The organism is Micromonospora sp. NPDC047187 (genome assembly GCF_040643355.1).
In the GTDB taxonomy this organism is placed as follows: domain Bacteria; phylum Actinomycetota; class Actinomycetes; order Mycobacteriales; family Micromonosporaceae; genus Micromonospora; species Micromonospora salmantinae.
Genome location: NZ_JBEYUF010000012.1, coordinates 65,621 through 89,245, shown reverse-complemented (window position 1 = coordinate 89,245; position 23,625 = coordinate 65,621). Strand labels below are relative to the sequence as shown.

Genomic DNA, 23,625 nt, shown 5'->3' with positions numbered 1-23,625 from the left:
TGGCCGATCGGGGCATCGCTGGTGACTTGATACCCCCGGGGGTATAGTCGAACGCAGGAGGTGTCGATGAAGCTTCGACCGGAGATGACGTCGGATGCGCTGACCAGGCTCAAGCGGGCCCGCGGTCAGCTCAACGCGGTTATCGAGATGATGGAGAGCGGTCAGGACTGCCGTGAGGCGCTGACCCAACTCGCCGCGGTGTCCAAGGCGATCGACCGAGCGGGTTTCAAGATCATTGCTTCGGGGATGCGGCACTGTGGCGCCGCGCGCGAACGTGGCGAGGAGCCGGAGATGACCGAGGAGGAGCTGGAGAAGCTCTTCCTGGCCCTCGCCTGAGGCGGCGCCAGGCCACCCACGCCGTAGCCGCGGCGTGGGTGGGTGTTGGTGGCAACGTAAGTGGAAAGACCGCACCACTGTGCCATTTGCATACCCCCCCGGGTATGAGAAGTTTGTCAAACTTGAAGGAGTGGACATGCCAGTTGAGGTTTCCGTCGTTGAGACGTCATCCCTCGGCGATCGCAGCTACCTCGCCTCCGACGGGCGGGTGGCGATCGTGGTCGACCCCCAGCGCGACATCGACCGCGTGATGTACCTCGCGGGGGCATTGGGCGTCCGCATCACCCACGTCCTGGAAACGCACGTCCACAACGACTACGTCTCCGGAGGGCTGGACCTTGCCCGGATCACCGGCGCCCACTATCTGGTGGCCGCTGCCGACGAGGTCCGATTCGAGCGGACGCCGATCTCCGACGGCGACCAGGTGACTGTCTCCGACTCGCTACGACTGCGGGTGATCGGTACGCCCGGTCACACCTTCCACCACCTGTCGTACGTGCTGGATGAGGCCAGCGACAGCGATTGGCGGCCGGTCGGTGTCTTCACCGGCGGATCACTGCTCTTCGGCACGACGGGCCGCACCGACCTGCTGGGCAAGCAGTTCGCTCACGAGTTGGCCCACCACCAGCACGCCTCGGCGAGGCGGCTGGCGGATCTGCTGCCCGACGGGGCCGAGGTGTGGCCGACGCACGGGTTCGGCAGCTTCTGCTCAGCCAGTCAATCGGACGCCCCGGAGTCGACGATCGGCCGGGAGAAGGCGAAGAATCAGGTCCTGCGGCTTGCCGCGGACGACTTCGTCACGGAGACCCTCGCCGGTCTGGACGCCTACCCGGCGTACTACGCCCACATGGGCGTGGAGAACTTCGCCGGACCGGCCCCGGTCGACCTCACCCCGGTGAGCCGCGCCGATGCGGCCGAACTGCGCGAGCGGATGGCTGACGGGCAGTGGGTGGTGGACCTGAGGCACCGTAAGGCATATGCCGCCTTGCACCTGGCCGGCACGGTCAGCCTCGGCCTGGACGGCCCGATGTCCACCTGGCTCGGTTGGCTGATCGACTGGGGGGTGCCGATCACCCTGCTCGCCGAGACCCCGGGACAGGTCGCCGACGCCCAGCGTGAGCTGGTCCGGATCGGCATCGACCGTCCGGCCGCGCAGCTGACCGGTGAGGTGGAGCGGTGGGCAGCCGAGCCCGGCCAGCTGCGAGAACTGCGGATGACTGACTTCAAGGCCCTCGCGGCAGCCCGCGCGGGGCACCTCCCTGCCGGCCTTCCCGCCGCGGACGTGGTCCTCGACGTGCGCATGACCAACGAGTGGCGGAGCAGCCACATCGACGGTGCCCTGCACATCCCGCTGCCTGAACTGCCCATGCGGCTGGGCGAGGTGCCGGTCGGCGCCGTCTGGGTGCACTGCGGCTCCGGCTACCGGGCCACCGCGGCGGCGTCGCTGCTGGCGAACGCCGGCCGCGAGGTGGTCGTCATCGACGACACGTTCGGCCGGGCCGAGCGCGCCGGCGTGGCGATGGCCACCGACGCCTGATCCGAACAGGACCGACCACCGGCCGGCGCCGTGCAGGTGTCGGTCGGATACCCCCTGCCATGTGTGTTGCGACCTGCCCGTGAAAGAGGAGAAATGAGCCCTTCCGAGACCGCCCGCCCCGCCACCATCGATGCCACCGGGCTGCGGGAACTGATCGACTCCGGCCACGCGCCGCGCCTGCTGGACGTGCGTACCCCGGCGGAGTTCGAGACGTCGCACATCCCCGGCTCCTACAACGTGCCGCTCGACCTGCTCAAGGAGCATCGCGAAGAGCTGCGCCGCCACCTGGACGAGGACGTCGTGCTGGTCTGTCGATCCGGTGCCCGCGCCACTCAGGCCGAGCAGACCCTGGCCGGGGTCGGTCTGCCGAACCTGAAGGTCCTCGACGGCGGCATCATGGCCTGGCAGGCGGCCAACGCGCCGATCAGGCAAGGTGCCCCCCGGTGGGACCTCGAACGCCAGGTCCGCCTCGTCGCCGGCTCGATCGTGTTGGTCAGCGTCCTCGGCTCGGTGTTCGTGCCGCAGCTGAAGTGGGTGGCCGGATTCATCGGCGCCGGCCTCACCTTCGCCGCTGTCACCAACACCTGCGCCATGGGCATGGTGCTCGGCAGACTGCCGTACAACCGGGGCGCCAACTGTGACCTGGACACCATCGTCGGCCAGTTGCGTGGCAGCATCGGTGAACGCGCATGACACCGTCCCTGGCGCTGACCGTCGGGCTGGCCGTGCTGATCGGCGTCAGCCTCGGGCTACTCGGCGGCGGCGGATCGATCCTCGCCGTGCCGCTGCTGGTCTACGTCGCCGACCTGCCCACGAAAGAGGCCATCGCGACCTCGCTGCTCGTTGTCGGCGCCACCAGCGTGGTGGGCGTCCTGCCGCATGCTCGGGCCAACCGGGTGCGCTGGCGTACCGGCCTGATCTTCGGTTTCGCCGGCATGATCGGTGCCTACATCGGCGGACGCCTGGCCGGGTTCATCCCGGCGGCGTTTCTGCTCAGCGGGTTCGCCGTGATGATGCTGGCCACCGCGGTCACGATGATTCGCGGTCGGCGCGACACCAAGGGCAGGGCAGTGCCGCACGAACTGCCGATGCTGCGGGTGATCCTCGACGGTCTGGTGGTCGGACTGGTGACCGGCCTGGTCGGTGCCGGCGGCGGCTTCCTGGTGGTGCCCGCCCTGGCCCTGCTCGGTGGCCTGCCGATGCCGGTCGCGGTCGGAACCTCGCTGGTGGTCATCGCGATGAAGTCGTTCGCCGGCCTCGCCGGCTACCTGCCCAGCGTAAGCATTGACTGGAACCTCGCGGCAGCGGTCACCGTCGCCGCCGTCGTCGGCAGCGTTGCCGGCGGGCGGCTCGCCGGTCGGATCCCCGCCGACGTCCTGCGCAAGTCGTTCGGCTGGTTCGTCGTGGTGATGGGCGTCCTCGTCCTCGTCCAGCAACTGCCCACGGAACTGCGGACCGACCCGCTGCTGTGGACCGGCATCGGTGTCCTCGCAGCGATCTCCGTCGCGCTGACCGTGCGGAAGGGCCGGAGCAAGGTGCTGACGCAGGGTGAGCCGGCCAGCCGCTGAGGTCTCGCCCGGCGCCATCACGGTCCACCTCGATGTCACCTGGATGACATTTCCTGTCTAGCGAATCCCATAGATGAATTTTTTATCCACTTGATCAGCTGGCGAACGGGCCCGTTCATGGCAAGGTGTTGATCTGCCCGGGCGGCGGGCGCGGACCTAGTCACGCGGGAGTCAACGTGGGCCATCCCAACCTGCAGGCCGAGGACGTGGACCAGCACGCCGGAGGCCCTGCGATACCCCGGCAGCGGGGGGTCCCCACCCGGGCGCCCGGAGCGGGCCCCGCCGACACCGACACCGCCTGGCGGCCGCTGCGGATCGCGATGATCGGCCAGAAGGGGATACCGGCGACCTACGGCGGCATCGAACGGCACGTGGAGGAGATGGCCAGCCGCCTCGCCAGCTACGGCCACGAGGTCACCGTCTACTGCCGACGGAGCTACGGGGAGACACCCGCCGACGGCTACCGGGGCGTACGGCTGCGCCAGACCCACACCATCGCGAGCAAGCACCTCGACGCCATCGTGCACGCGGCGACCTCGACCATGGCGGCGATGGCCGCGCGGCCAGACATCGTGCACTACCACGGGCTCGGGCCGGCCCTGGTCGCCCCACTCCCGCGTGCCCTGTCCCGGGCGCGCGTGGTGCTGACCGTGCACGGGCTGGACAACCAGCGGGGCAAGTGGGGGCTCGCCGCGCGGGCGGTGCTGGGCAGCGCCCACTGGTTCAGCGGGTACGTCCCGCACCAGCGGGTGGCGGTCTCCCAGGGGCTCGCCGCCCACTACGGCGCCCGGTTCGGCCGCCCGACGACCTACATCCCGAACGGTGTGAACCCGGCCCGACCGGCGCGGACCCGTCAGCTCCAGGACCGGTTCGGGCTGACCCCCGGTGGCTACCTGCTGCTGGTCGGTCGGCTGGTGCCGGAGAAGGCGGCCGACCTGCTGATCCGGGCCTTCCGCCGGACCGAGACCCCGATGCGCCTGGCGATCGTCGGCGGGTCGTCGTTCACCGACGACTTCGTGGACCGGCTGCGCCGGGAAGCCGGGGCGGACGACCGGATCGTCTTCACCGGGTTCGCCTACGGTGACCTGCTCGCGGAGCTGTACGCCGGTGCCGCCGGCTTCGTCCAACCGTCCCGGTTGGAGGGCCTGCCGTTGACGTTGCTGGAGGCGGCCGCGTACGGGCTGCCGGTGGTCGCCAGCGACATCGCGCCGCACGTCGAGGTGCTCAAGTCCGACGCCGCCGGCGGGCGGTTGTTCCGCGACGGCGACGAGGACGACCTGGTCCGGGTGTTGACGTCGCTGCTCGCCGACCTGCCGGCCGAACGGGCCGGTGCGGTGGCACTGGGCGAACGGATCACCAGCAGGTACAGCTGGGACACCGCCGCCCGCGAGTTGGAGCAGCTCTATCTCCGGCTGGCTCCGGAGCCGGGCCGCCGGGCCAGGGCACGACCCGCGCGGGCCGCCGACTGACCGGACGGCGTTGGCCGGGGGAGTCGGATCAGCCCCGCGGGGGACGGAGCAGTCGGCGCAACGGCCACTTCTGCCGTCGAGGTGACAGGACTAGATTGAACCGATCTTGTGCCGGGAGGACATCGGTTGGCCGCGCCCGGCAGCGGCCGGGCAGCGCCGATTCAGTTCAGTGGGATCAGTGGAACAACACACGCAGCAGGTCACTCCGCTCATGACCAGGCGGCTCGACCCGACCCGCCTGCTCACCGGCGGCGCGGCGCTGGCCGCCGCGGTGGTGGCGGTGGTCGCGGGTGTCTCCATGGCGGCCGGTGACCGCAGGGGCCTGGTGCTACCACTCGCGGCTGTCGCGGGGATCGCGGTGGCCGTCCTCGCGCTGACCCGGTTCGCCGGGTACGTGCTGCTGATGCTCGCGGTGCGCTCGTGCGTCGACCTGTTCAAGCTGACCGGCCCGAGCGCCGGCCAGGCCGACTCCGCCGGAACGGCCCGGGCGGTGGACCCCTCCACCCTGCTCGCCGTGCTGTTCCTCCTCGCCGCCGGGCTCTGGCTGGCCGCACAGCTCAGCCGGCACGGGCGGCTGCGCGGCTCCCCGCTGAGCTGGGCCATGCTGCTCGTCGGGGCCAGCAGCGTGGTCAGCGCCCTCGGTGCCAGCCGGCCGGCGAACAGCCTGTTGGAGGCGCTGCGGATCCTCACCGTGGTAGTGATGTTCGTGGTGCTGGAACAGCTCATGCCGGACACCGCGGCGATCCGTCGGGTCCTGCTCGCCTGCTACGCCTCGCTGGTGCTGGCGCTGGGCTACACCGTGGTGCTGTCGCTGCTCGGCAACCCGCCGGCCGAGGTGAAGGGCGACTTCACCCGGATCAGCGGCACGTTCAGCCAGTCGACCACGTTCGGCCGCTACCTGATGTTCATGGTGATCTTCGGGTTCGCGGTGTACCGCTTCCTGGATCGTCGACTGCGGGTGTCCCTCGGGGTGCTGCTCGCGCTCTCGCTGCTGTTCCTGCTGCTCACCAACACCCGCAGCGCCCTGCTCGGCGCGGCGATCGGCCTGGTGGTGGTCGCGGCGCTGCACCGCAGCAGGCGGATGCTGGTCACCCTCTGCCTGGTGGCGGTCGCCGGGGTGGCACTGGTGCCCGCCGTCGGCGAACGCTTCGCCCAACTCGGTACGTCCCGCGCTGTCGGCGGAGACCCGACCGGAAACACCCTGGCCTGGCGGATCGGCTATTGGACCGAGATCGTCACGCTCGCCGAGCGGAACCCGGTGACCGGCATCGGGCCGAACATGACCCAGCGTGAGACCGACGAGGCGAAGAAGCCGCACAACGACTTCCTGCGGGCGTACGTGGAGACCGGACTGCTCGGTCTCGGGGCGTACCTGCTGATGCTGTTCGCCTTCCTGCACACCGCCCGGACCGCGCTGCGGCGCGCGCCTCCGGGCAGCTTCGAGCGCGGCGTCGCGGTCGGGTTCACCGGCTGCGCCGCCGCGTTCGTGGCGGTCAGCGCCGCCTCCAACGTCATTTCCAACGTGGTCACCCTCTGGTACTTCGTCGCGTTCGCCGCGGCGGCCAGCGTGATCGCCCGCCAACCGGCTCCGAACCTGACCGGCGAGCAGCCACGAGGCACGTCCGTCCCGGTTTGACTGAACGACAGCATTGGGGAAAAAGTGGAGATCGTCGACTACCTGCGGGTCGCCCGGCGGCGCCTCTGGGTACTCGTGGGGGTGCCGGTGCTCGCCACCGGCGCCGCGGCCGCCATCGTCCTGTTCGCGCCGCAGCAGTTCAGCGGGACCGCGTACGTGGCGGCGCCGGCCCTGGTGGGCGGCGCGGCCGGGACGCAGTACACCGGTACGCAGGCGGCGAACCAGTTCGTCGCGGCGTTCGGCGCGGCGGTCACCTCGCCCCGCGTCCTCGCCGACGTGGCCACTGACACCGGGGTGCCGCCGGAGCGGTTGCGTGACGGGCTCGCCATCACCCAGGTCGGCGCGAGCAGCCAACTGGAGGTGACGTACACCGCCGGCGACCGGGCGACTGTCGCGCCGGTGCTGACCGCGACCACCACCCGGGCGTTGGCCTTCCTCTTCTCCTCCCAGGTCGGCATCGCCACCGGTGAGGTCGAGGCGGCCAACGCCGACGTCACAGCGGCGACCAAGGCGATCGGTGAGTGGGAGAAGGCGAACAAGGTCTCCCAGCCGGACCGGATCTACCAGGCCACGCTGGGTGAGCTGACCAGCCTGCGCCAGCAGCAGCTCTCCATGCAGGCGGTCGGCAACGGCCGGGGTGTCGACGCGGCGACCGCCGCGATCACCGCCGCCCAGAAGAAGCTCGACGAGCTGGGGCCGAAGCTCCCCGACTACCAGGCCCTGCTCGCCCAGCGGGACGCGGCGACCAACGCCCTGTCCCAGGCGCGGGAGGGGTTGCAGGCGGCACGGGCGCAGGCCCAGGCCGCCGACCCGGCGCAGGTGACCAGCATCGGCGAGGCGCACCAGGTGAGCCGGATGACGGAGCTGGTGCGCACCGCCCTGCCGGTGGGCGGGGCGGGTCTGCTGCTCGGGGTGCTGCTGGTGGGCGTACTCGAACTGCTCTCCCGGGGTCGTGCCGCCGCCCGGCCGGTGGCCCCGGCGGTGACCACCGCGGCCCCCTCGGTGCCGGCGGAGACCGTGACCGCGGCACGGCCGTGAACCTCGGAGAACGGGCCGCCGGGTGCGCGAGGTGACCGGCCGGTCGCCGGCCGCGCCGGAGGCCGGCGACCAGCAGGTACGGGGCATGGCCCGCGGCGGTGTGCTGAACCTGGGCGGCGCCGTGCTCAGCCAGGTGGCGCTCTTCCTGGTCATGCTGTTGCTGGCCCGGGTCCTGGGTGTCCGCGAACTCGGCCGGTACGCCCAGGTCTACGCCGTGCTGTCGCTGCTGGGGCTGCTCTCGCTCTCCGGTTTCCGGGCCGGGCTGACCCGGTTCGTGGCGGTGCACCTCGCCGACGACGACCCGGCCGCCCTCCGGGGCGCGATCCGGCTCGGGCTCGGCATCTCGGCCGTGGCGTCCACAGTGATCGCCCTCGGTCTGGCGGTCGGCGCGCCGTGGCTCGCCGACGCCCTGCACGACCCGCAGCTCACCACCGGGCTGCGGCTGGCGGCGCTCTGCCTGCCCGCCGCCACCGTCTGCGAGGCCGCGCTCGCGGCCACCCGGGGGTGGCGCACGCAACGGGCCTACGCGCTCATCGGCCAGGTCTACGAGCCGGCCGCCCGGCTGGCGCTCACCGCGTTGGCGCTCGCCCTCGGGGCGGGCCTGACCGGCGCGTTCTGGGCGTTGGTGGCGGCGAGCTGGAGCGCGGCCGGGCTCGCCCTCGTGGCGCTCGCCCGGATGGTGCGCCGGGTGCCCGCCGCCCGGCCCGCGTACCGGCCGGGCGAGCTGTTCCGGTTCTCCACGGTCAGCTGGGTCTCCTCGCTGTCATCCACCGGGCTGATCTGGGTGGACGCGCTGCTGCTCGGCTTCTTCGACTACGGTCCCGAGGCGATCGGCGTCTACCACGTGGCGACCCGGCTGGTCACGATCGCGGTGTTCGTGCTGGCACCGGTGAACGCCTCGTTCGGTCCGCACCTGGCGCACCTCTACCACCAGGGTCGGCTGGACGAGGTACGCCGGATCTACCGGGTCGCCACCGGCTGGGTGCTCCGGCTGTCGCTGCCGGCCTTCGTGGCGTTGCTGGTCTTCCCGGAGCAGTTGCTGCGCCTGGTCGGCGGGCCCGGTCTGGCCGGCGGTGCGGCGGTGACAGTGGTGCTGGCGCTCGGCCAACTCGTGAACGCCGCCACCGGGCCCTGCGGCACGCTGCTGAACATGTCCGGCCGGGTCTCGGTCAACATGGTGGACAACCTCGCCGCCCTGCTGCTCAACGTCCTGCTCAACCTCTGGCTCATCCCGGCGTACGGCATCCTCGGCGCGGCGGTGGCCTGGGCGGTGTCGTTGGCGGCGGTGAACGTCGCCCGGGTCTGGCAGGTGCGCGCGCAGGTGCACACCGTGCCGGTGACGGCGGGCATGGTCAAGGGCCTGGTCGCGGCGTTGGTCGCGATGGGCGTCGGGTTCGGTGTGCGGTGGTTGGTCGGGGGCGGGACCGCGCAACTCGCGGCCGGTCTGGCCGCGATCGGGGTGGCGTACCTCGCCGTGGTGTTTGCCCTCGGGCTCAGTCGGGAGGACGTCATGGTGTTGCGCTCGGTGACCCGCCGAGGTGGTCGACGCGCCCCGGCCGGCCCCGCCGGCCCCGCCGACGGTGCCGACGTGGGCGCCGGCCGTCCCGTGGTCCGCTCGTGACCGGCGTCGTGCGGCGCCAGGTCACCGACCGGCTGCGCCGGGGGCTACGCGGGGCGCGGGCCTGGGGGCGCGCGGCCCGGCCGGGAGAGCCCGGCCCGTTGCCCGACTTCCTGGTGATCGGTGGGCAGCGCTGTGGCACCACGTCGCTGTACCACCACCTCGCGGCGCATCCCCAGGTCCGGGTGGCCAGCGGCAAGGAGTTGCAGTACTTCAGCGTCCACCATGGTCGGGGCGTGCGGTGGTACCGGGGGCACTTCCCGCGCCTCGCCCCGGGCGAGCGTACGTTCGAGGCGAGCCCCTACTACCTTTTCCACCCGAGCGTGCCGGCCCGGGTCGCGGCGACCCTGCCGCAGGCCCGCTTCGTCGCACTGTTGCGTGACCCGGTGCAGCGGGCGTACTCGCACTACCTGCACACCCGCTCGTACGGCGCCGAGCCGCTCTCCTTCGCCGACGCCCTCGACGCGGAGGAGGAGCGGCTGGCCCGGGCGACGCGGGGCGGCCCGGACAGCCCCGCCGCGCACCGGGCGTTGCGTAATTACTCGTACGCCGCCCGGGGTCGTTACGCCGAGCAGCTGGAACTGTGGTTCGCGCATGTCCCCCGGGAGCGGATCCACCTGGCCCGCACCGAGGACCTGCACGCCGACCCGGCCGGCACGTACGCCGACATCCTGCGCTTCCTCGGCCTGCCGGCCTTCCTTCCCGAGGCGTTCACCCGGCACACCCGTCGCGTCGACCACGGCCCCTCGCAGCTCACGCCGGAGCTGCGGGACCGGCTGAGCGAGCACTTCGCGCCGCACAACGAGCGCTTGGCCACGCTGCTCGGCTGGCCCGACCCCTAGCAGCTCCCGCATGTGCCCGACCCGATCTGCTGCGACAGCTAGGAATCGCGGTGCGCTCCTTCCTGGCAATTAAGTTGCCCTTTCCGGAACGTGCAGAGCGGCTCATTCGCTCGTGCCGGATCAGCGCGCTATATCACCAGGGTGTCGAACCGGCCTTCCCGACGGCGGATGTGCCCACGCCATCCCGCGAGCAGTGCGATGAAAGTCCAGCCGATGCCACCGAGGGCCAGCGACCCCAGGTTGCCGCTGGAGTCGACCCGATCGGCCGCCTCGAGCGCGATCACCCCGTCTGGGTCGGTGAGTACGGTCAAGGTGTCGCCGATTTGGTAGCCGGGGTTGCTGCCCTGATAGGTCAGTGGCTCGTCGAGCCGACCATCGTCGCCCCGGAGCGCGAAAGTGTGCCGCTTACCGGCGACCTCGGCGTCGACGATGGTTACCTCCTGGCGGACGCCGCGCTGCTCCAGCGCCAGGTCGGGGGCGAGTCCCACCGATCCCACGAGTACGAACAGGGCGGGAAGGAACGCGAGCAGGGACAGCCACATCGCTCGGTGCAGCACACGTACGACGACCATGAAGACCAGGCAGAAGGCGAGTCCCGTCACGATTGAAACGGCCTTCGACCCGACCGTGGCGTACGCGATGGCGGTGTTCAGCCCGATGAAAGCCAGGCCGAGCAGCACCACCAGCGCCGTCCTTCTGACCGACTTGCCCGCCGTCCAGGCTCCCGCCCACGGGACGGAACCGGTCGGCGGCGCCCCGGCCGGGCCGAATCCGGCGGGAGCCTTTCCGGTGAATCGCTGGTCGCCTGGCCACCCGGGGGCGGGCTGGATCCGCCCCGGTGGTGTGGGTTCGGTAGGCACGGCCAAGATCGTAACAAGGGCTGACACCCCAACCTGAACGTGCGGAGGAGCGTCGTTGAGTCCCGTGATCGGCGAGCAGGCGCGATCAGGTGGTGGACGCCACGAGGTGAACGGAGAGGACCCACTCGGCAGCACACCGCGAGGCCCCAGTGCGCCCTCGCATTGATCAAGGGGGTTAAGTTGCTTACTGTCGACGGACAGCTCCGCAGCCTTCGAATGGTCGCGACCCCTAAACCCAGGTCTGGGCCTGATCGGCGCTGGCCGGTCACCCCCTTGAAGGAGACGACGTTGGGAAGAAGCGGCCTGCGGTGGTCGATACCGATCATCGCGTTCGTACTGGCCCTGACCTCGTTGACGGGCTGCGCCATCGACAAGGGCTCGGCACTCGCCGCGGACTTCGAGGAAGAGTGGGCCGGCACCCCGGACGTCGTCAAAATCGACACCACCGACAACAACACGCTGCCCTTCCTCGGAACGGCGAGTGGCGTGCTGATTCTCAAGGACGGCACCTCGGCCGACCGCGTGACCGAGCTGGCGAACGAGCTGGGGAAGTACGTCGCCGGTCACGACAACACCACCGGCCGGATCACGGCGGACGGCATCACCTTCACCGTTGTCGCGAACAAGACCCGCGCCGGCAAGGTACTGGCGCTGTGGCACTCACTGACGGACGACGATCGGGTAGTGAACGGCGACATCAAGGATGCGCCCTGGAAAGAAAAGACCGACCGCTGGGAGATCAAGGTCACCGCGGTCAATCAGGCCGGCGCGATGGCGGTGTTCAAGGACATGATGGCAGACGGCGACCAGCACCAGCCACTCTCGAGAGTGACCTCGCTGGAGGTCAGCACGGAGCGCGGCGTGCGGCCCTCGCTCCGCGTCGAGACCGATTTCAACGACGGTTTTCCCGCCGAGGCGATCGCCGCGTACGACGCGGTGGTCGCTCGGTACCGCGTCGTCGGCGCGACTCTGCGACGTGGTCAGGCGACAGGACCGGCGGTGAGCATCGTCGTGGCGGACAGCGCGGATCTGGACCGTGCCGGCGAACTCGCCAGGACGGCGGCACCGACCCTCGGTGCCACCATCAAGATCACCAGCGACGTCGGCGACTGACCTGGCCGGGGACGCCCGAACCGGTGCGCGAATCGCGCCAGCAGATCATCCAGACGTGGCTAGCGCACGGCGGCGAGGATCCGGTCCACCGGCTGGTCGGCGCGGAGCAGGACGGGAACGTCGGTCACCGTCGTGCCGCCGCCCGCAGCGCCCAGCGGGGAACCCACCGCCCCGGTCCGTCCGCCCGGTGTGGCCGGCACTGTCACCGGCGTGTTCGACGCCGACCAGAGCACCAGCGTGCTCGACCCGCCCCGGACGAACGCGACCCCGTGCAGTCTGCCGACCACCGGGGCGGGCAGCGGGGTGACTGTGGCGTCCCGGGCCGCGTCGGCCAGGGCGGCCAGCATCCGGCCGGCGTCCCGTTCGGCGCCGTCCGGGTCGAGCAGGCCGTAGCGGACCTCGCTGCCGGCGGCGTTGTTCGGGTTGTACGCCAACGGCAGCCAACTGATCTCGCCGATCCCGCCGGCGACCAGCAGGGTGACCGTCTTGACCATCTCCGCCGCCCGGCTGGCCGGGTCACCGTCGCCGTCGCGCCAGAACTGCCCGACCTCCCACGCCTGGATCGGCACACCCTGCGGTGTGGTGGCGCGCAGGTAGTCCAGCAGCGGGGGCACCCCGTTGAAGTGCTCGTAGAAGTGCACCTGACGGACGTCGACGGTGCGGTCGGTCAGCAGCGACTCGGTCACCGCCAGGAAGCGCAGGCTGCGGGTGTTGGTCTCGGTGCCGAGTGCCCGGCGTAGTTGCGCCTCCCCGGTCACCGCCGGGATCTGCTGCCCCCGGGTGCCGACCCGACGCTGGAAGTACGCCTGGTAGGCGGCGATGGCCTCGGGCATCCGACCGGCGCGCACCAGCCGGTCGGCGACACCCATGCCGTACGCGACGCTGCTGATGCCGGAGTCGACCACCCGCGCCTTCGGGTCGGTCGCGCGGATCGTCTCGGCGGCGGCCCGGACCAGCCGGGCGTACTCCTCGGGGCTGCCGGCCCAGTAGCTCGGCGCGTTGACCTCGTTCTCGATGGCGTACTCCCGCACCCCGTACGGGCCGTAGCGTTGCACCACCGAGCGGACGAACCGCTGGTATGCGCCGAGGTCGGTGGGCATCGCCGACTCGGTCTTGTTCGCCGCGCCCCGGGTGTAGCGGGCGGTGCCACCGGTCGCCCAGCACACGCCCGTGCGGATCTTGAGATGCAGCGTGATGCCCAGCTCCCGGCTGCGCGAGGCGATCTCGTCCAGCCCGGCCCAGTCGGCCTGCCCCGAGGTCCGTTCGATCTCGCACCAGGAAATCTCCTCGTACGTCGCCGAACCGGCGAGCCGGCGCAGGTACGGCTCGAACTGCTGGTACCGCGACCAGTCCCAGTGCGCGCCGAACGGGTTGCTCACCCCGTGGGCGGTGCTGGTGGTGCCGGGTGCCGCCGTCGTGGAGGGGGTGGCGGCCGGCGGCGGATCGTCGCCGCCGGCGGTGCAGCCGGCGGTGAGCAGGAGCGTGACGGCGACGGCGGTGGCGACCGCGCGCAGCCGGCCCGGGCGGGTCACCGGTAGCCCAGCGCGCGCAGGGTCGGACCGGAGAAGATCCGGACCAGCAGGCGGAGAAACGGGTCGAGTTCGCGGCGGTAGCTGCCCACCCGGGAACCGTAGATCGGCGCGGTGTCGCCCACCGCCGCGCGTCGTCGCTCCGCCTCGGTGGTGTACTTCTGGGCCACGTCGTGCTGCTTGCTGTCGTAGTCGAGGATGCCGTCCTCCCACGGCTCGCCGAGGAACTCGAAGAGACCCCGCATCGCCTTCTCCGGCTCGCTGACCGCCTGCTCGTACCGCAGCTCGTAGTAGCGGTCCGCCGGCAGGGTGGCGCCGACGGCCCGCGCGGCGCGGATGTAGCGCGGCCACTTCACCACGCACTTCACGGCGGACCAGTAGCCGAAGCGTTTGCGGTGCGAGACCACCACGTCGCGTCCGTCCCGGATGAGGTGCACGATCTGGGCGTCCGGGAAGACCTCGGTGACGAAGTCGAGCGACATCGCGTACAGCGGGGTCTTGTCGGCCCACCGGGTCTTGCCCCGCGCGGCGGCGTAGTCGGCGTGTACACCGCCGAAGAAGTCCCGGATCCGGCGCAGCCAGTCCTCGCGCGGAAAACCGAAGCGGGCCAGTCGTTCCCAGTCCCGGCCGACGATCCGTCGCAGGTCCGGCAGGAACCGGGTCTCCGGGCCGCAGCTGATCCGCGAGTGCGAGTCCAGGACGAGGCGCACCATGGTGGTGCCCGACCGCTGACAGCCGACCAGGAAGATCGGCGCGGTACGGGTTCCGGTCTCAGCCACTGTCGACCGCCTTCGTCGTCTCGGATCGGGCGTCGGCCGCGGCGCTGTCGAGCCGGTCGGTCAGCTGGTCGCAGCGGGCCCGGACGCCCGTGTCGATCGGTAACCGTCGGTGACCTGCCGCGCCGTGCGACGCGCGTGGGGCGATGTGCGCGTGCAGCCGGGGATGGTAGGGAAAGTCGAGGAAGGCGCAGAGCCGTCGCAGCTGTGCGGCGGGCTCCGCGACGAGGCTGTCGTAGCGGCAGAGCAGCACGTCGGCCCGCCGGTCCAGGCCGAGCTGGAAGAACAGCGAGTTGCGGACGTACCAGAACAGCGCCGCGCCGCTGTGCGGATCCAACCGCTGCGGGTCGTGGGCCCGGATCAGCTCGATGGTGTCGGCGTCGAGGCGCTGCCCCTGCCACCGGCGGCCGATGCTTCCGTCGGCGATCGCGCGCAGGGCCCGCAGGTTCGCGTCACCGAACTTGGCGACCTCGGAGCGGGCCCGGTCGTCGACGTCGCGGTAGACCCAGAGCGCCCGGCCGGGTGTCAGCCCCGGCAGGGCCAGCAGCTCGTCCACGCGGTGGCTCTCGCAGAGCGGCTTGACCAGGACGTACGCGTGCCGGCTGCGGTGGAGGGTGGCGGTCAGCACCGGGTCCGGGCGCAGTTGGAAGCGGTGGAAGACGGTGCTGTCGTTCTCGTTGCGGACCTCGACCTCGGGGGCGGCGTCCAGGCCCCGGACCAGCATGTTCGTGCCGGAGCGTTGCAGACCGACCAGGTAGACCGGCATCGCCGAGCCAGGGCTTCGGCCGGCCCGCCGCCGCCAGCGTCGCTTCGCCAGGGCGGTGCCGATCCGGTCGACCGGGTTGAGGCGGTCCTCCTCGATCAGCCGTCCAATCCCCTCGGTACGCGCCCAGCGCAGATGCCGCCGGACCCGCCGCGCGGTGTACGCGAGCGCGGAGACCTCGTCGTCGGCTGCCACGGTCCTCCTCGTCGGACACCGGCCCGGCCCTGCACCAGAGCGGGTGCGACCGGCGGCAGCCAGGCTATCGGGAGATCATGGCGGGAGGCCAGGCCGCGGACCGCACGGGCAGACGAAGATCACCCGTTCAGCCACATGCCAAACGTGAGCTGGACTCGTCGACCCGCCCTGCATACCGTGGGGCCTGGCCGGGGCGGGCAGACCCCGGTCATCACCTCCGGGCCCGGTTCGCCCGATCGATGTGAGCAGGGCGAGTCGATGCGCGTGCTGCATGTGAACAAGTTCCTCTACCGCCGTGGCGGCGCGGAGGGGTATCTGCTCGATCTCGCCGACCTGCAACGGGCTGCCGGCGACACTGTCGCCTACTTCGGCATGAGCCACCCGGAGAACGAGTCGCCGCTGCCGTACGCCGCGCGGTTCCCGTCCGAAGTGGAGTTGGAGCCGGCGCCGAGCGGAGTGCGGCCCCGCGCGGTGGCCGTCGGCCGGATGCTGTGGTCACCGACGAGCCGCCGCGGGCTGACCCGGGTGATCGACGACTTTCGGCCGGACGTGCTGCACCTGCACAACATCTACCACCAGCTCTCCCCGTCGGTGCTCGCCGCGGCCCGCGCCGCCGGTGTGCCGTGCGTGCTGACCATGCACGACTACAAGCTCGCCTGCCCGAGCTACCAACTGCTGGACCGGGGCCGCCCCTGCCAGGCGTGCGTCACCGGTGGCCCGTTGCAGGCGGCCCGTCGCCGCTGCAAGGACGGATCGCTGTCACGCAGTGGCCTGCTCGCCGTCGAGTCCTGGTTGCACAGGCAGTTCGACGCGTACGACCCGGTGCAGCTCTTCGTGAGCCCGAGCGGGTTCCTGGCCGACGTGATGCGCCGCGCCGGCGTCTACCCGGACCGGTTGCGGGTGGTCAACCACTTCGTCGACCTGACCGGCGTCGCGGCCAAGCAGACGCCCGGCGGTGGTGTCGTCTTCGCCGGGCGGCTGGCTCCGGAGAAGGGTGTCGACGTGCTGATCGAGGCGGCCGGCGCGCTCCCGGACGGGGTCAGCGTGGACGTCGCCGGAGACGGCCCGGCCCGGCCGGAGTTGGAGGCGCTCGCCGCGCGGCGGGTGCCCGGCCGGGTCCGGTTCCACGGCCGCCTCGACAAGCCGCGCCTGCACGAGCTGATCCGGTCGGCGGCGGTGGTCGCCGTTCCGTCCCGATGGAACGAGAACCAGCCGATGGCGGTGCTGGAGGCGTTCGCCTGCGGTGTGCCCGTGGTCACCACCGACCTGGGCGGGCTTCCCGAGCTGGTCCAGCCCGAGGTGGATGGCCACGTCGTCGCCGCCGACGCGCCGACGGCCCTCGGCGACGCGCTCAACGACCTGCTGGCCGACCCGGAGCGGGCGTACCGGATGGGCCGGGCCGGCCGGGCGAAGATCGCGGCCCAGTTCGCCCCGGACCAGCACCTGGACCGCATCCGTGGGCTGTACGCGGAGGCCGCCGAGGCGCTGCCGTCGCGGCGGCGGGCCGGCCGGGCGCCCGCCGGTGGGGGAGCGGCCCGGTGAGCCCGGTACGGGTGCTCTACCTCGCCGGCAGCGGTCGCAGTGGCAGCACGCTGGTCACCACGGTTTTGGGACAGTTGCCGGGCTTCTTCGCGGCGGGCGAGCTGCGGTACCTGTGGCGGCGCGGCATCCTGGAGAACCGGCAGTGCGGCTGCGGCTCCCCGGTGGCTGACTGCCCGCTCTGGGCCCGGGTGCGCGCCGACCTGACCGACGCCGACCCGGCCGGGATCGCCGCCCGGTTGGCCCGGCGGCTGCGGCTGCGCGGGCTGCCCGCACTGCTGCGCCGCCAGCGTCGGGGGCAGCCGCCGGTCGTGGGCCACCCCGACGACACGCAGTTGGCCCGGCTCTACGCCTCGATCGCCGAGCACGCCCTGGCCGGCCGGTCGGACGGTGTCATCGTCGACTCGTCCAAGCTGCCGCCGTACGGGGCCCTGCTCGGCAGCCTGCCCGGCATCGACCTGTTCGTCCTGCACGTGGTGCGCGACCCGCGCGCGACCGCGTACTCCTGGCGTCGCCGACGCCCGCTGGACGGACGCGCGGACGACGAGCTGATGAGCCGGCCACCGGTCGGCAAGGCCGCGCTGCTCTGGCTGGTCTGGAACACCGCGACGGTACGACTGTGGGGCGACCGCCGTGGTGCGCCGGGCCGCTACCTGCGGGTGCGGTACGAGGACTTCGTGACCGACCCGGCCGGCGTCACCGCCCGGATCGCCGGCTTCGTCGGCGCGAGCCCCGACGAGCTTCCGTTTCCGACACCGGCCACGGTGCGACTCGCCCCCACCCACTCGGTGGCCGGCAACCCGTCGCGGCACCGCACCGGGCTGGTCGACGTGGTCGCCGACACCGAGTGGCTGACCGGGCTGCCCACCCGCGCGTACGCCGTGGTGACCGGGCTGACGGCCGTGGCGCTGACCCGGTTCGGCTACCCGTTGCGCCGCCCGGCGGCCACCTCTCCCGCCGCCCGCTTCAACGCGGACCCGACCGTCTCCCCGTCACCCGCCACCCGGCAGGAAGGCTGAACGATGCTCTCACTGGTGGTGGGCACCGGTCGTTGCGGTTCGACACTGGTCCAGGAGGTGCTCTCCCGGCATCCCGCTGTCGGCTTCGTCTCCGGTCTGGACGACAAACTGGCCCGGCTCAACCCCAAGGGCAGGTTCAACGGCGCGCTCTACCGGCGTTCGGCGCCGCGCCCGGCGGGGATGACCTCGCTGCGGCACAGTCGACGGTTGCTGGAGCGGGGCCGGTTCCGGGTGGCGCCGTCGGAGGCGTACCACCTGCTCGACCGGCAGGTGCTGGCCGGCTTCTCCCGACCGTGTCGGGACCTGGTGGCCGAGGACCTGACGCCGTTCGTGGCCCGGCGGCTGCGGGCCTTCTTCGACGAGCGGATCGCACGGCAGGGCTGTCAGCAGTTGGTGCAGCACGTCACCGGGTGGCCGCGGACCGGCCTGCTGCACGCCGCGTACCCGGAGCTGCGGGTGGTCAACGTGGTGCGCGACGGCCGGGCGGTGGCCAACTCGTGGCTCCAGATGGGCTGGTGGGACGGCTGGCGCGGACCGGACAACTGGATCTACGGCCCGCTCCCGTCCGACCTGCGCGAGGAGTGGGCCGAGTCCGGTCGCTCCTTCCAGGTGCTCGCCGCGCTGGGCTGGAAGATGCTGATGGACGCCTTCGCGCAGGCCCGGCTGCGTCACCCGGCCGACCAGTGGCTGGACGTGCGCTACGAGGACCTGGTCGAGCGGCCGCGCGAGCAGGTCGGCCGGATGCTCGACTTCCTCGGCCTGAGCTGGTCGACAGCCTTCGAGAAGGGCTTCTCCCGGTACGACTTCACAGTGGGCCGGGCGGAGGCGTACCGGGACGAACTCAGCCCGGCGCAGCTCGCCGCGATCGAACGGGTGCTGGAGAAGCCGCTGGCCGAGTGGGGCTACCCGGTCTAGGGGCTCTGTCGCCGTCCTCGCTATCGACGGAGGTCACGCGGGGCGGCTAATCTTTGGCCCCACACCATCGATGTGAGGAGATGCGATGGCGCGCCGTACCGGCCGACCCTCCTACCAGCTGGACAAGGCCGACGTGCGCCGCCAGCGCACAGTGCGCTTCGTGGCCGTCGCGGGCGTGATCGCACTGGTCACCGCGTTGCTGGGTGGGTTGATCGGCTACCAGTTGGGCCGTCCGGACGCGACCGAGGCGACCATCGCGAGCATCAAGCAGGACGAGGCGAAGCGGGACGCTCAGCAGATCGTGGAGCTGATCGAGACGGCCCGACGGGTCCGCGACCAGGTCGCCCCGGTGCTGACCGCCATCAAGACGGAGACGACCGGCGGACGTGTGCCGGATCCGGCGAAGGCACGCCAGTGGCAGGAGGTCATGCGCCAGGCGGCGGAGCCGTTCGCCGACCCGCCGTCGGGGAGCACCGCCACCAACGTGGCGCGCGGAGGGTTGCGCGGAGCGGTCAAGCAGGCGTCGCTGGCCGTCGACGCCTACGCTCTGGCGGCCGGCGTTCCGGCCGCGCAACGGGCGGCCCTGCTGGACGTCACCGCGCGGCAGGCGGCCGAGGCCGCGACGATCTGGTCGGTCGCGGCGACCCAGCTCGACCAGATCAGCGTCGACTCCGGCCAGGGCCACCAGCACGTGTTCCTGGACACAGACCCGCACGAAGGGGCCCTCACCCCGGACGGGGCGGCCGAGGGAACCGGTGGCTGAGGCACGTTGCGGGGCAAGTGTCGGGTTTGCCGGCGGAGGTCGCCGGGCCGGGTCGGCCGAGCGGTCACGGCGTGATCTGGGGGCGACGCGCCGGATCGGGTACGGTCGCTTATCGCAAAGTCTATGAACCAGATTGGCTTTCTGTGCAATGGAAGCCGAATCGGAGGGACACAGCCGTGAGGTTCCCAAGCGCCGTCCGTCAGGCCGGCCTCGTCGTGGCCGTCGCCGCCCTCGCGCTGACCGCGGGTTGCGCGAAGAAGGACGACAGCGAGGTCCAGGCGAGCGGCGTCAAGCTGGTCGCGGCGGGCAAGCTGACCGTCTGCACCCACCTGCCGTACCCGCCGTTCCAGTCCAAGGACGCCAGCGGCAAGGTGACCGGCTTCGACGTCGAGATCATGGACCTGGTCGCCAAGGAACTCGGCGTCGAGCAGACGATCATCGACACCCCGTTCGAGGGGATCAAGTCCGGCCAGGACCTCAACACCGGCAAGTGCGACGCGGCCGCCGCCGGTATGACCATCACCGAGGAGCGGCGGAAGGTCGTCGACTTCTCCGATCCCTACTTCGACGCCACGCAGGCGATGCTGGTGAAGACCGGCAAGACCTACAAGTCGCTCGACGACCTCAAGGGCAAGAACCTCGGCATCCAGGCGGCCACCACGGGTCGTGACTACGCCAAGAAGTTCGAGGCGGAGAAGGGCCTGAAGCTCGTCGAGTTCGAGGACCTCGCCGCCCTCCAGCAGGCTGTCTCCAACGGCCAGGTCGAGGCCGCCATCAACGACCTGCCGGTCTGGACCGAGTACCTGAAGAAGAACCCGGGCGGGTTCGAGGTGGCCGCCGAGTTCGACACCGGCGAGCAGTACGGCTTCCCCGTGAAGAAGGCCGCCAACCCGGAGTTGCTCAAGAAGATCAACGAGGTGCTGGCCAAGGCCAAGCAGGACGGCACGTACAACACGATCTACGAGAAGTGGATCGGCAAGCAGCCGAGCGCCTGAGCCGCACAGCGGCCGAGCGCCTGAGCGCCGCGCAGTACCGGAGGGCGCGCGTCCCGCGCGCCCTCCGACGTCGGTAACCTCCGGGAAGGCAACGAGCGAACGTGAAGCTGCGACGCCGCCAGCGGGAGCGGCTGTCCCTCGGGCTCCAGTACCTGGTCTTCATCGCCATCATCGCCACGGTGCTCGTCGCCGCGGACTGGGACAGGTTGGCCGACGCGTTCTTCCGCGTCGACATCATCAAGTCGATGTTCCCGACGATCATCACCGTCGCGCTGCGCAACACCGTCCTCTACACGCTGGGCGCGTTCGCCTTCGGCCTCGTGTTCGGCACCCTCCTGGCGCTGATGCGCCTGTCCCGGGTGGCGCCGTACCGCTGGGTGGCGACGGCGTACATCGAGCTGTTCCGGGGTCTGCCCGCGCTGCTGGTGCTCTTCCTCGTCGGGTACGGCATCCCGATCGCCTTCCCGGAGCGCGAGATTCCGGGCGGGGTGTTCGGTTCGATCGCGATCGGCCTCGGGTTGACCGCCGCGGCGTACATGGCGGAGACGATCCGAGCCGGCATCCAGGCCGTGCCGAAGGGGCAGATGGAGGCGGCGCGAACCCTCGGCATGTCGCACTTCACCGCCATGCGCACGATCGTCATCCCGCAGGCGTTCCGGATCGTGATCCCGCCACTGACGAACGAGCTCATCCTGCTCACCAAGGACTCGTCGCTGGCCTACGTGCTCGGGGTGACGGCGCAGACGATCGAGATCACCAAGTTCGGTCGGGACATGCTCAACGACCGGGTGAACGCGACGCCGCTGCTGGTGGCCGGCCTCGCCTACCTGGTGATCACCCTGCCGCTGTCGCAGGTGGTACGACGCCTCGAACTCCGCTACGCCAAGGCCCGGTGACCCCGATGACGATCACCCCATCCCGCCCCGCCGTGGAGATCCGCGACCTGCACAAGTCCTTCGGGCCGCTCAAGGTGCTCAAGGGCATCGACTTCGAGGTCGGCCAGGGCGAGGTGGTCTGCGTCATCGGGCCGTCCGGCTCCGGCAAGTCGACCCTGCTGCGCTGCGTCGATCTGCTGGAGGAGCCGACCGCCGGCAAGATCTGGGTGAACGGGGTCGAGATGACCGACCCGGACGTCGAGATCGACGCGGTCCGCCGCGGCATCGGCATGGTGTTCCAGTCGTTCAACCTGTTTCCGCACCTGAGCGTCCTGAACAACCTCACCGTCGCCCAGCGCCGGGTGCTCCGGCGAGGTCGGGCCGAGGCCGAGCGGATCGCCCGGGCCAATCTGGAGCGCGTCGGGCTGACCGACAAGGCCGACGCCTTCCCGGCGCAGCTCTCCGGTGGGCAGCAGCAGCGGGCGGCGATCGCCCGGTCGCTGTCGATGGAGCCGAAGCTGATGCTCTTCGACGAGCCGACCTCCGCGCTCGACCCGGAACTCGTCGGCGACGTGCTCACCGTCATGCGCAAGCTGGCCGAGGACGGCATGACGATGATGGTGGTCACCCACGAGATGGCGTTCGCCCGCGACGTCGCCGACCGGGTCGTCTTCATGGACGGTGGCGTGGTGGTCGAGCAGGGGCCGCCGCAGGAGGTGCTGGGCGCGCCGAAGCACGAACGGACCCGCGCGTTCCTCTCCCGGGTCCTCGACCCGACCCACGTCGCACACCTCGGTCAGCCCGACCAGTCGCCCGCACCGCCGCAGATCCCCAGCCTGCCGACGGACGATCGCCACCACCCCTGACGACAGCTCCCGTACGTCCTTCCCGCCGGGTTGCCTCATCGATGGCAGCCCGGCGTTCATCTGTGCGCTGCCCGGTAGCGGGCGGCGGTGTCCGCCCGCTACCGGGCAGGTCGACGGCCTACGTGTCAGCTTCATGTCAATCGACTGACGTCGTGATGTCAAGGTAATCTTTTTGCAATCAGACCTGTACTTTCGTCGATGGATTACATAAGTTGCTGTCATCCATCGAAAGTTCTGAGTCTTCCGAGCAAAGTCCGCGACGAGCCTCACCCTCAGTCGTGCCACCGCCCTCGTGCTCGGCGGTCGATGCACCCTGCCCTCGTCGCGTCTTCGCCCGGTCGGGAACGGAGACCCATGGACGATCACGCTGGTGGCCCTCACCGCCACCTGTCCCGCAGATCGCTGATCGCCACCGGCGCGCTCGCCGCCGGGGCGCTGGGCGCGTCCGCCCCAACGATCGGCACCGCGTTCGGCGGCAGCCCCGCCCGGGCCGCCGCAGGTGTCACCAAGAAGATCACCATCTACGCCGAGCAGTTGCCCGGCAACCTGTTCGGGTACGGCCTGGCACCAGGTCAGGCCACCGTTCCGGGCCCGATCCTGGAGATGTACGAGGGTGACACCCTGGAGATCACCCTGGTCAACACCACCAACCAGCGGCTGTCCATCCATCCGCACGGGGTGGACTACAGCACCGAGTCCGATGGCAGCCCGTTCAACGCCTCGTTCAACAACCCGGGTGAGACGCGGACGTACGTCTGGCGCTCCCACGAGATGGTGGCCGCTGCGGGTCGGCGGTACATGCCGGGCAGCGCCGGCTACTGGCACTACCACGATCACGCGATGGGTACCGACCACGGCACCGGCGGTGTCGCGAAGGGACTGTACGGCGCGCTGATCGTCCGGCGTCGTGGCGACATCCTGCCGTCGAAGCAGTTCACAGCGGTGTTCCACGACATGATGATCAACAACAAGATGGCTCCGGCGACCCCGATGTTCGAGGCGAACCTGGGCGAGCGCGTCGAGTGGATCGCCATCGGCCACGGCAACCTGTTCCACACCTTCCACCTGCACGCGCACCGCTGGGCGGACAACCGCACCGGCATGTTGGAGGGGCCGAGCGACCCGAGCCTGGTGGTCGACAACAAGGACCTCAACCCCGGCAGCTCGTTCGGATTCCAGGTGCTGGCCGGGGAGGGCGTCGGACCCGGCGCGTGGATGTACCACTGCCACGTGCAGACGCACTCCGACGGCGGCATGGCCGGGATCTTCCTGGTGCGCAACGCCGACGGCAGCATGCCGCCGGGCGCCGAGGAGGCGATCCACCGGTTCCAGGGCCACACCCACACGCACGGAAGCTGACCGAACCGAAAGTG

Annotated in this window: 22 protein-coding genes; 18 read left to right on the top strand and 4 right to left on the bottom strand. The window is 71.0% G+C overall.

Annotation, left to right across the window (positions count from 1 at the left end; translation table 11 throughout):
* The first annotated feature begins 66 nt into the window (after positions 1 to 66).
* From ABZ794_RS20125 to ABZ794_RS20085, 9 genes are all read left to right on the top strand, one after another.
* Complete coding sequence (locus ABZ794_RS20125; RefSeq protein WP_091406954.1) at positions 67 to 336, top strand: metal-sensitive transcriptional regulator; 270 nt, start codon at positions 67 to 69, stop codon at positions 334 to 336.
* Between the two features lie 136 nt (positions 337 to 472).
* Complete coding sequence (locus ABZ794_RS20120; RefSeq protein ID WP_210781177.1) at positions 473 to 1,873, top strand: MBL fold metallo-hydrolase; 1,401 nt, start codon at positions 473 to 475, stop codon at positions 1,871 to 1,873.
* Positions 1,874 to 1,966: 93 nt separating this feature from the next.
* A complete protein-coding gene (locus ABZ794_RS20115) occupies positions 1,967 to 2,566 on the top strand; it encodes a rhodanese-like domain-containing protein (protein ID WP_210781175.1) in 600 nt (199 codons plus the stop codon).
* Positions 2,563 to 3,441, top strand: a complete 879-nt coding sequence (locus ABZ794_RS20110; RefSeq protein ID WP_357516903.1) for a sulfite exporter TauE/SafE family protein — start codon at positions 2,563 to 2,565, stop codon at positions 3,439 to 3,441. Before ABZ794_RS20115 ends, ABZ794_RS20110 begins: the two co-directional genes overlap by 4 nt.
* A 176-nt stretch (positions 3,442 to 3,617) precedes the next feature.
* Complete coding sequence (locus ABZ794_RS20105; protein WP_357516901.1) at positions 3,618 to 4,910, top strand: glycosyltransferase family 4 protein; 1,293 nt, start codon at positions 3,618 to 3,620, stop codon at positions 4,908 to 4,910.
* Between the two features lie 178 nt (positions 4,911 to 5,088).
* Positions 5,089 to 6,546 (top strand): O-antigen ligase family protein, encoded by a 1,458-nt coding sequence (locus ABZ794_RS20100; RefSeq protein ID WP_357516899.1) that lies wholly within the window; start codon positions 5,089 to 5,091, stop codon positions 6,544 to 6,546.
* Between the two features lie 24 nt (positions 6,547 to 6,570).
* On the top strand, positions 6,571 to 7,584 hold the full coding sequence (locus ABZ794_RS20095) for a Wzz/FepE/Etk N-terminal domain-containing protein (RefSeq protein ID WP_357516897.1): 1,014 nt from the start codon (positions 6,571 to 6,573) through the stop codon (positions 7,582 to 7,584).
* 31 nt (positions 7,585 to 7,615) lie between these two features.
* Positions 7,616 to 9,205 (top strand): oligosaccharide flippase family protein, encoded by a 1,590-nt coding sequence (locus tag ABZ794_RS20090; protein ID WP_357516895.1) that lies wholly within the window; start codon positions 7,616 to 7,618, stop codon positions 9,203 to 9,205.
* A complete protein-coding gene (locus tag ABZ794_RS20085; protein ID WP_357516893.1) occupies positions 9,202 to 10,044 on the top strand; it encodes a sulfotransferase in 843 nt (280 codons plus the stop codon). The genes ABZ794_RS20090 and ABZ794_RS20085 overlap by 4 nt, the downstream gene beginning before the upstream one ends.
* 128 nt (positions 10,045 to 10,172) lie before the next feature.
* On the opposite strand, the gene ABZ794_RS20080 is transcribed toward ABZ794_RS20085, so the two are convergent.
* Positions 10,173 to 10,904, bottom strand: a complete 732-nt coding sequence (locus ABZ794_RS20080; RefSeq protein WP_357516892.1) for a hypothetical protein — start codon at positions 10,902 to 10,904, stop codon at positions 10,173 to 10,175.
* Between the two features lie 162 nt (positions 10,905 to 11,066).
* Here ABZ794_RS20080 and ABZ794_RS20075 point away from each other — a divergent pair, with 162 nt between their 5' ends.
* Complete coding sequence (locus ABZ794_RS20075) at positions 11,067 to 12,017, top strand: hypothetical protein (protein ID WP_357516890.1); 951 nt, start codon at positions 11,067 to 11,069, stop codon at positions 12,015 to 12,017.
* A gap of 59 nt (positions 12,018 to 12,076) precedes the next feature.
* Here the strand turns inward: ABZ794_RS20075 and ABZ794_RS20070 are convergent, their stop codons facing one another.
* From ABZ794_RS20070 to ABZ794_RS20060, 3 genes are read right to left on the bottom strand one after another with little or no spacing between them, the layout of a single operon-like run.
* Positions 12,077 to 13,549: a hypothetical protein gene (locus tag ABZ794_RS20070; RefSeq protein ID WP_357516889.1), complete on the bottom strand. Its 1,473-nt coding sequence runs from the start codon at positions 13,547 to 13,549 to the stop codon at positions 12,077 to 12,079.
* On the bottom strand, positions 13,546 to 14,325 hold the full coding sequence (locus tag ABZ794_RS20065) for a sulfotransferase (RefSeq protein ID WP_238689370.1): 780 nt from the start codon (positions 14,323 to 14,325) through the stop codon (positions 13,546 to 13,548). Before ABZ794_RS20065 ends, ABZ794_RS20070 begins: the two co-directional genes overlap by 4 nt.
* On the bottom strand, positions 14,318 to 15,280 hold the full coding sequence (locus tag ABZ794_RS20060; RefSeq protein WP_357516887.1) for a hypothetical protein: 963 nt from the start codon (positions 15,278 to 15,280) through the stop codon (positions 14,318 to 14,320). The genes ABZ794_RS20065 and ABZ794_RS20060 overlap by 8 nt, the downstream gene beginning before the upstream one ends.
* Positions 15,281 to 15,538: 258 nt before the next feature.
* Here ABZ794_RS20060 and ABZ794_RS20055 point away from each other — a divergent pair, with 258 nt between their 5' ends.
* The 8 genes from ABZ794_RS20055 to ABZ794_RS20020 all read left to right on the top strand — a co-directional run bounded on the left by ABZ794_RS20055 (position 15,539) and on the right by ABZ794_RS20020 (position 23,611).
* Positions 15,539 to 16,822 carry a glycosyltransferase gene (locus ABZ794_RS20055; RefSeq protein WP_357516885.1) on the top strand — a complete coding sequence of 428 codons (1,284 nt, stop codon included), beginning with the start codon at positions 15,539 to 15,541 and terminating at the stop codon, positions 16,820 to 16,822.
* Complete coding sequence (locus ABZ794_RS20050) at positions 16,819 to 17,838, top strand: sulfotransferase (protein ID WP_357516883.1); 1,020 nt, start codon at positions 16,819 to 16,821, stop codon at positions 17,836 to 17,838. Before ABZ794_RS20055 ends, ABZ794_RS20050 begins: the two co-directional genes overlap by 4 nt.
* 3 nt (positions 17,839 to 17,841) lie before the next feature.
* Positions 17,842 to 18,753, top strand: a complete 912-nt coding sequence (locus tag ABZ794_RS20045) for a sulfotransferase (RefSeq protein ID WP_210781160.1) — start codon at positions 17,842 to 17,844, stop codon at positions 18,751 to 18,753.
* 85 nt (positions 18,754 to 18,838) lie between these two features.
* Positions 18,839 to 19,516 carry a hypothetical protein gene (locus ABZ794_RS20040; protein WP_210781159.1) on the top strand — a complete coding sequence of 226 codons (678 nt, stop codon included), beginning with the start codon at positions 18,839 to 18,841 and terminating at the stop codon, positions 19,514 to 19,516.
* Between the two features lie 176 nt (positions 19,517 to 19,692).
* Positions 19,693 to 20,511: a basic amino acid ABC transporter substrate-binding protein gene (locus ABZ794_RS20035; protein ID WP_210781158.1), complete on the top strand. Its 819-nt coding sequence runs from the start codon at positions 19,693 to 19,695 to the stop codon at positions 20,509 to 20,511.
* A 101-nt stretch (positions 20,512 to 20,612) separates the two neighbouring features.
* Positions 20,613 to 21,407, top strand: coding sequence for an amino acid ABC transporter permease (locus tag ABZ794_RS20030; RefSeq protein WP_357516880.1), 795 nt, complete (start codon positions 20,613 to 20,615; stop codon positions 21,405 to 21,407).
* Between the two features lie 5 nt (positions 21,408 to 21,412).
* The gene (locus ABZ794_RS20025) at positions 21,413 to 22,252 is read left to right on the top strand and encodes an amino acid ABC transporter ATP-binding protein (protein ID WP_357516878.1); all 840 of its coding nucleotides are present in this window, start codon (positions 21,413 to 21,415) and stop codon (positions 22,250 to 22,252) included.
* A gap of 354 nt (positions 22,253 to 22,606) precedes the next feature.
* The gene (locus ABZ794_RS20020; RefSeq protein ID WP_091406920.1) at positions 22,607 to 23,611 is read left to right on the top strand and encodes a multicopper oxidase domain-containing protein; all 1,005 of its coding nucleotides are present in this window, start codon (positions 22,607 to 22,609) and stop codon (positions 23,609 to 23,611) included.
* Positions 23,612 to 23,625 lie beyond the last annotated feature (14 nt).

Excerpts from the sequence above, each read along its gene's own strand:
- ABZ794_RS20020 (WP_091406920.1), top strand. The coding sequence starts at position 22,607 with ATGGACGATCACGCTGGTGGCCCTCACCGCCACCTGTCCCGCAGATCG.
- ABZ794_RS20025 (WP_357516878.1), top strand. The coding sequence starts at position 21,413 with ATGACGATCACCCCATCCCGCCCCGCCGTGGAGATCCGCGACCTGCAC.
- ABZ794_RS20110 (WP_357516903.1), top strand. The coding sequence starts at position 2,563 with ATGACACCGTCCCTGGCGCTGACCGTCGGGCTGGCCGTGCTGATCGGC.
- ABZ794_RS20055 (WP_357516885.1), top strand. The coding sequence starts at position 15,539 with ATGCGCGTGCTGCATGTGAACAAGTTCCTCTACCGCCGTGGCGGCGCG.
- ABZ794_RS20040 (WP_210781159.1), top strand. The coding sequence starts at position 18,839 with ATGGCGCGCCGTACCGGCCGACCCTCCTACCAGCTGGACAAGGCCGAC.
- ABZ794_RS20115 (WP_210781175.1), top strand. The coding sequence starts at position 1,967 with ATGAGCCCTTCCGAGACCGCCCGCCCCGCCACCATCGATGCCACCGGG.
- ABZ794_RS20045 (WP_210781160.1), top strand. The coding sequence starts at position 17,842 with ATGCTCTCACTGGTGGTGGGCACCGGTCGTTGCGGTTCGACACTGGTC.
- ABZ794_RS20125 (WP_091406954.1), top strand. The coding sequence starts at position 67 with ATGAAGCTTCGACCGGAGATGACGTCGGATGCGCTGACCAGGCTCAAG.
- ABZ794_RS20120 (WP_210781177.1), top strand. The coding sequence starts at position 473 with ATGCCAGTTGAGGTTTCCGTCGTTGAGACGTCATCCCTCGGCGATCGC.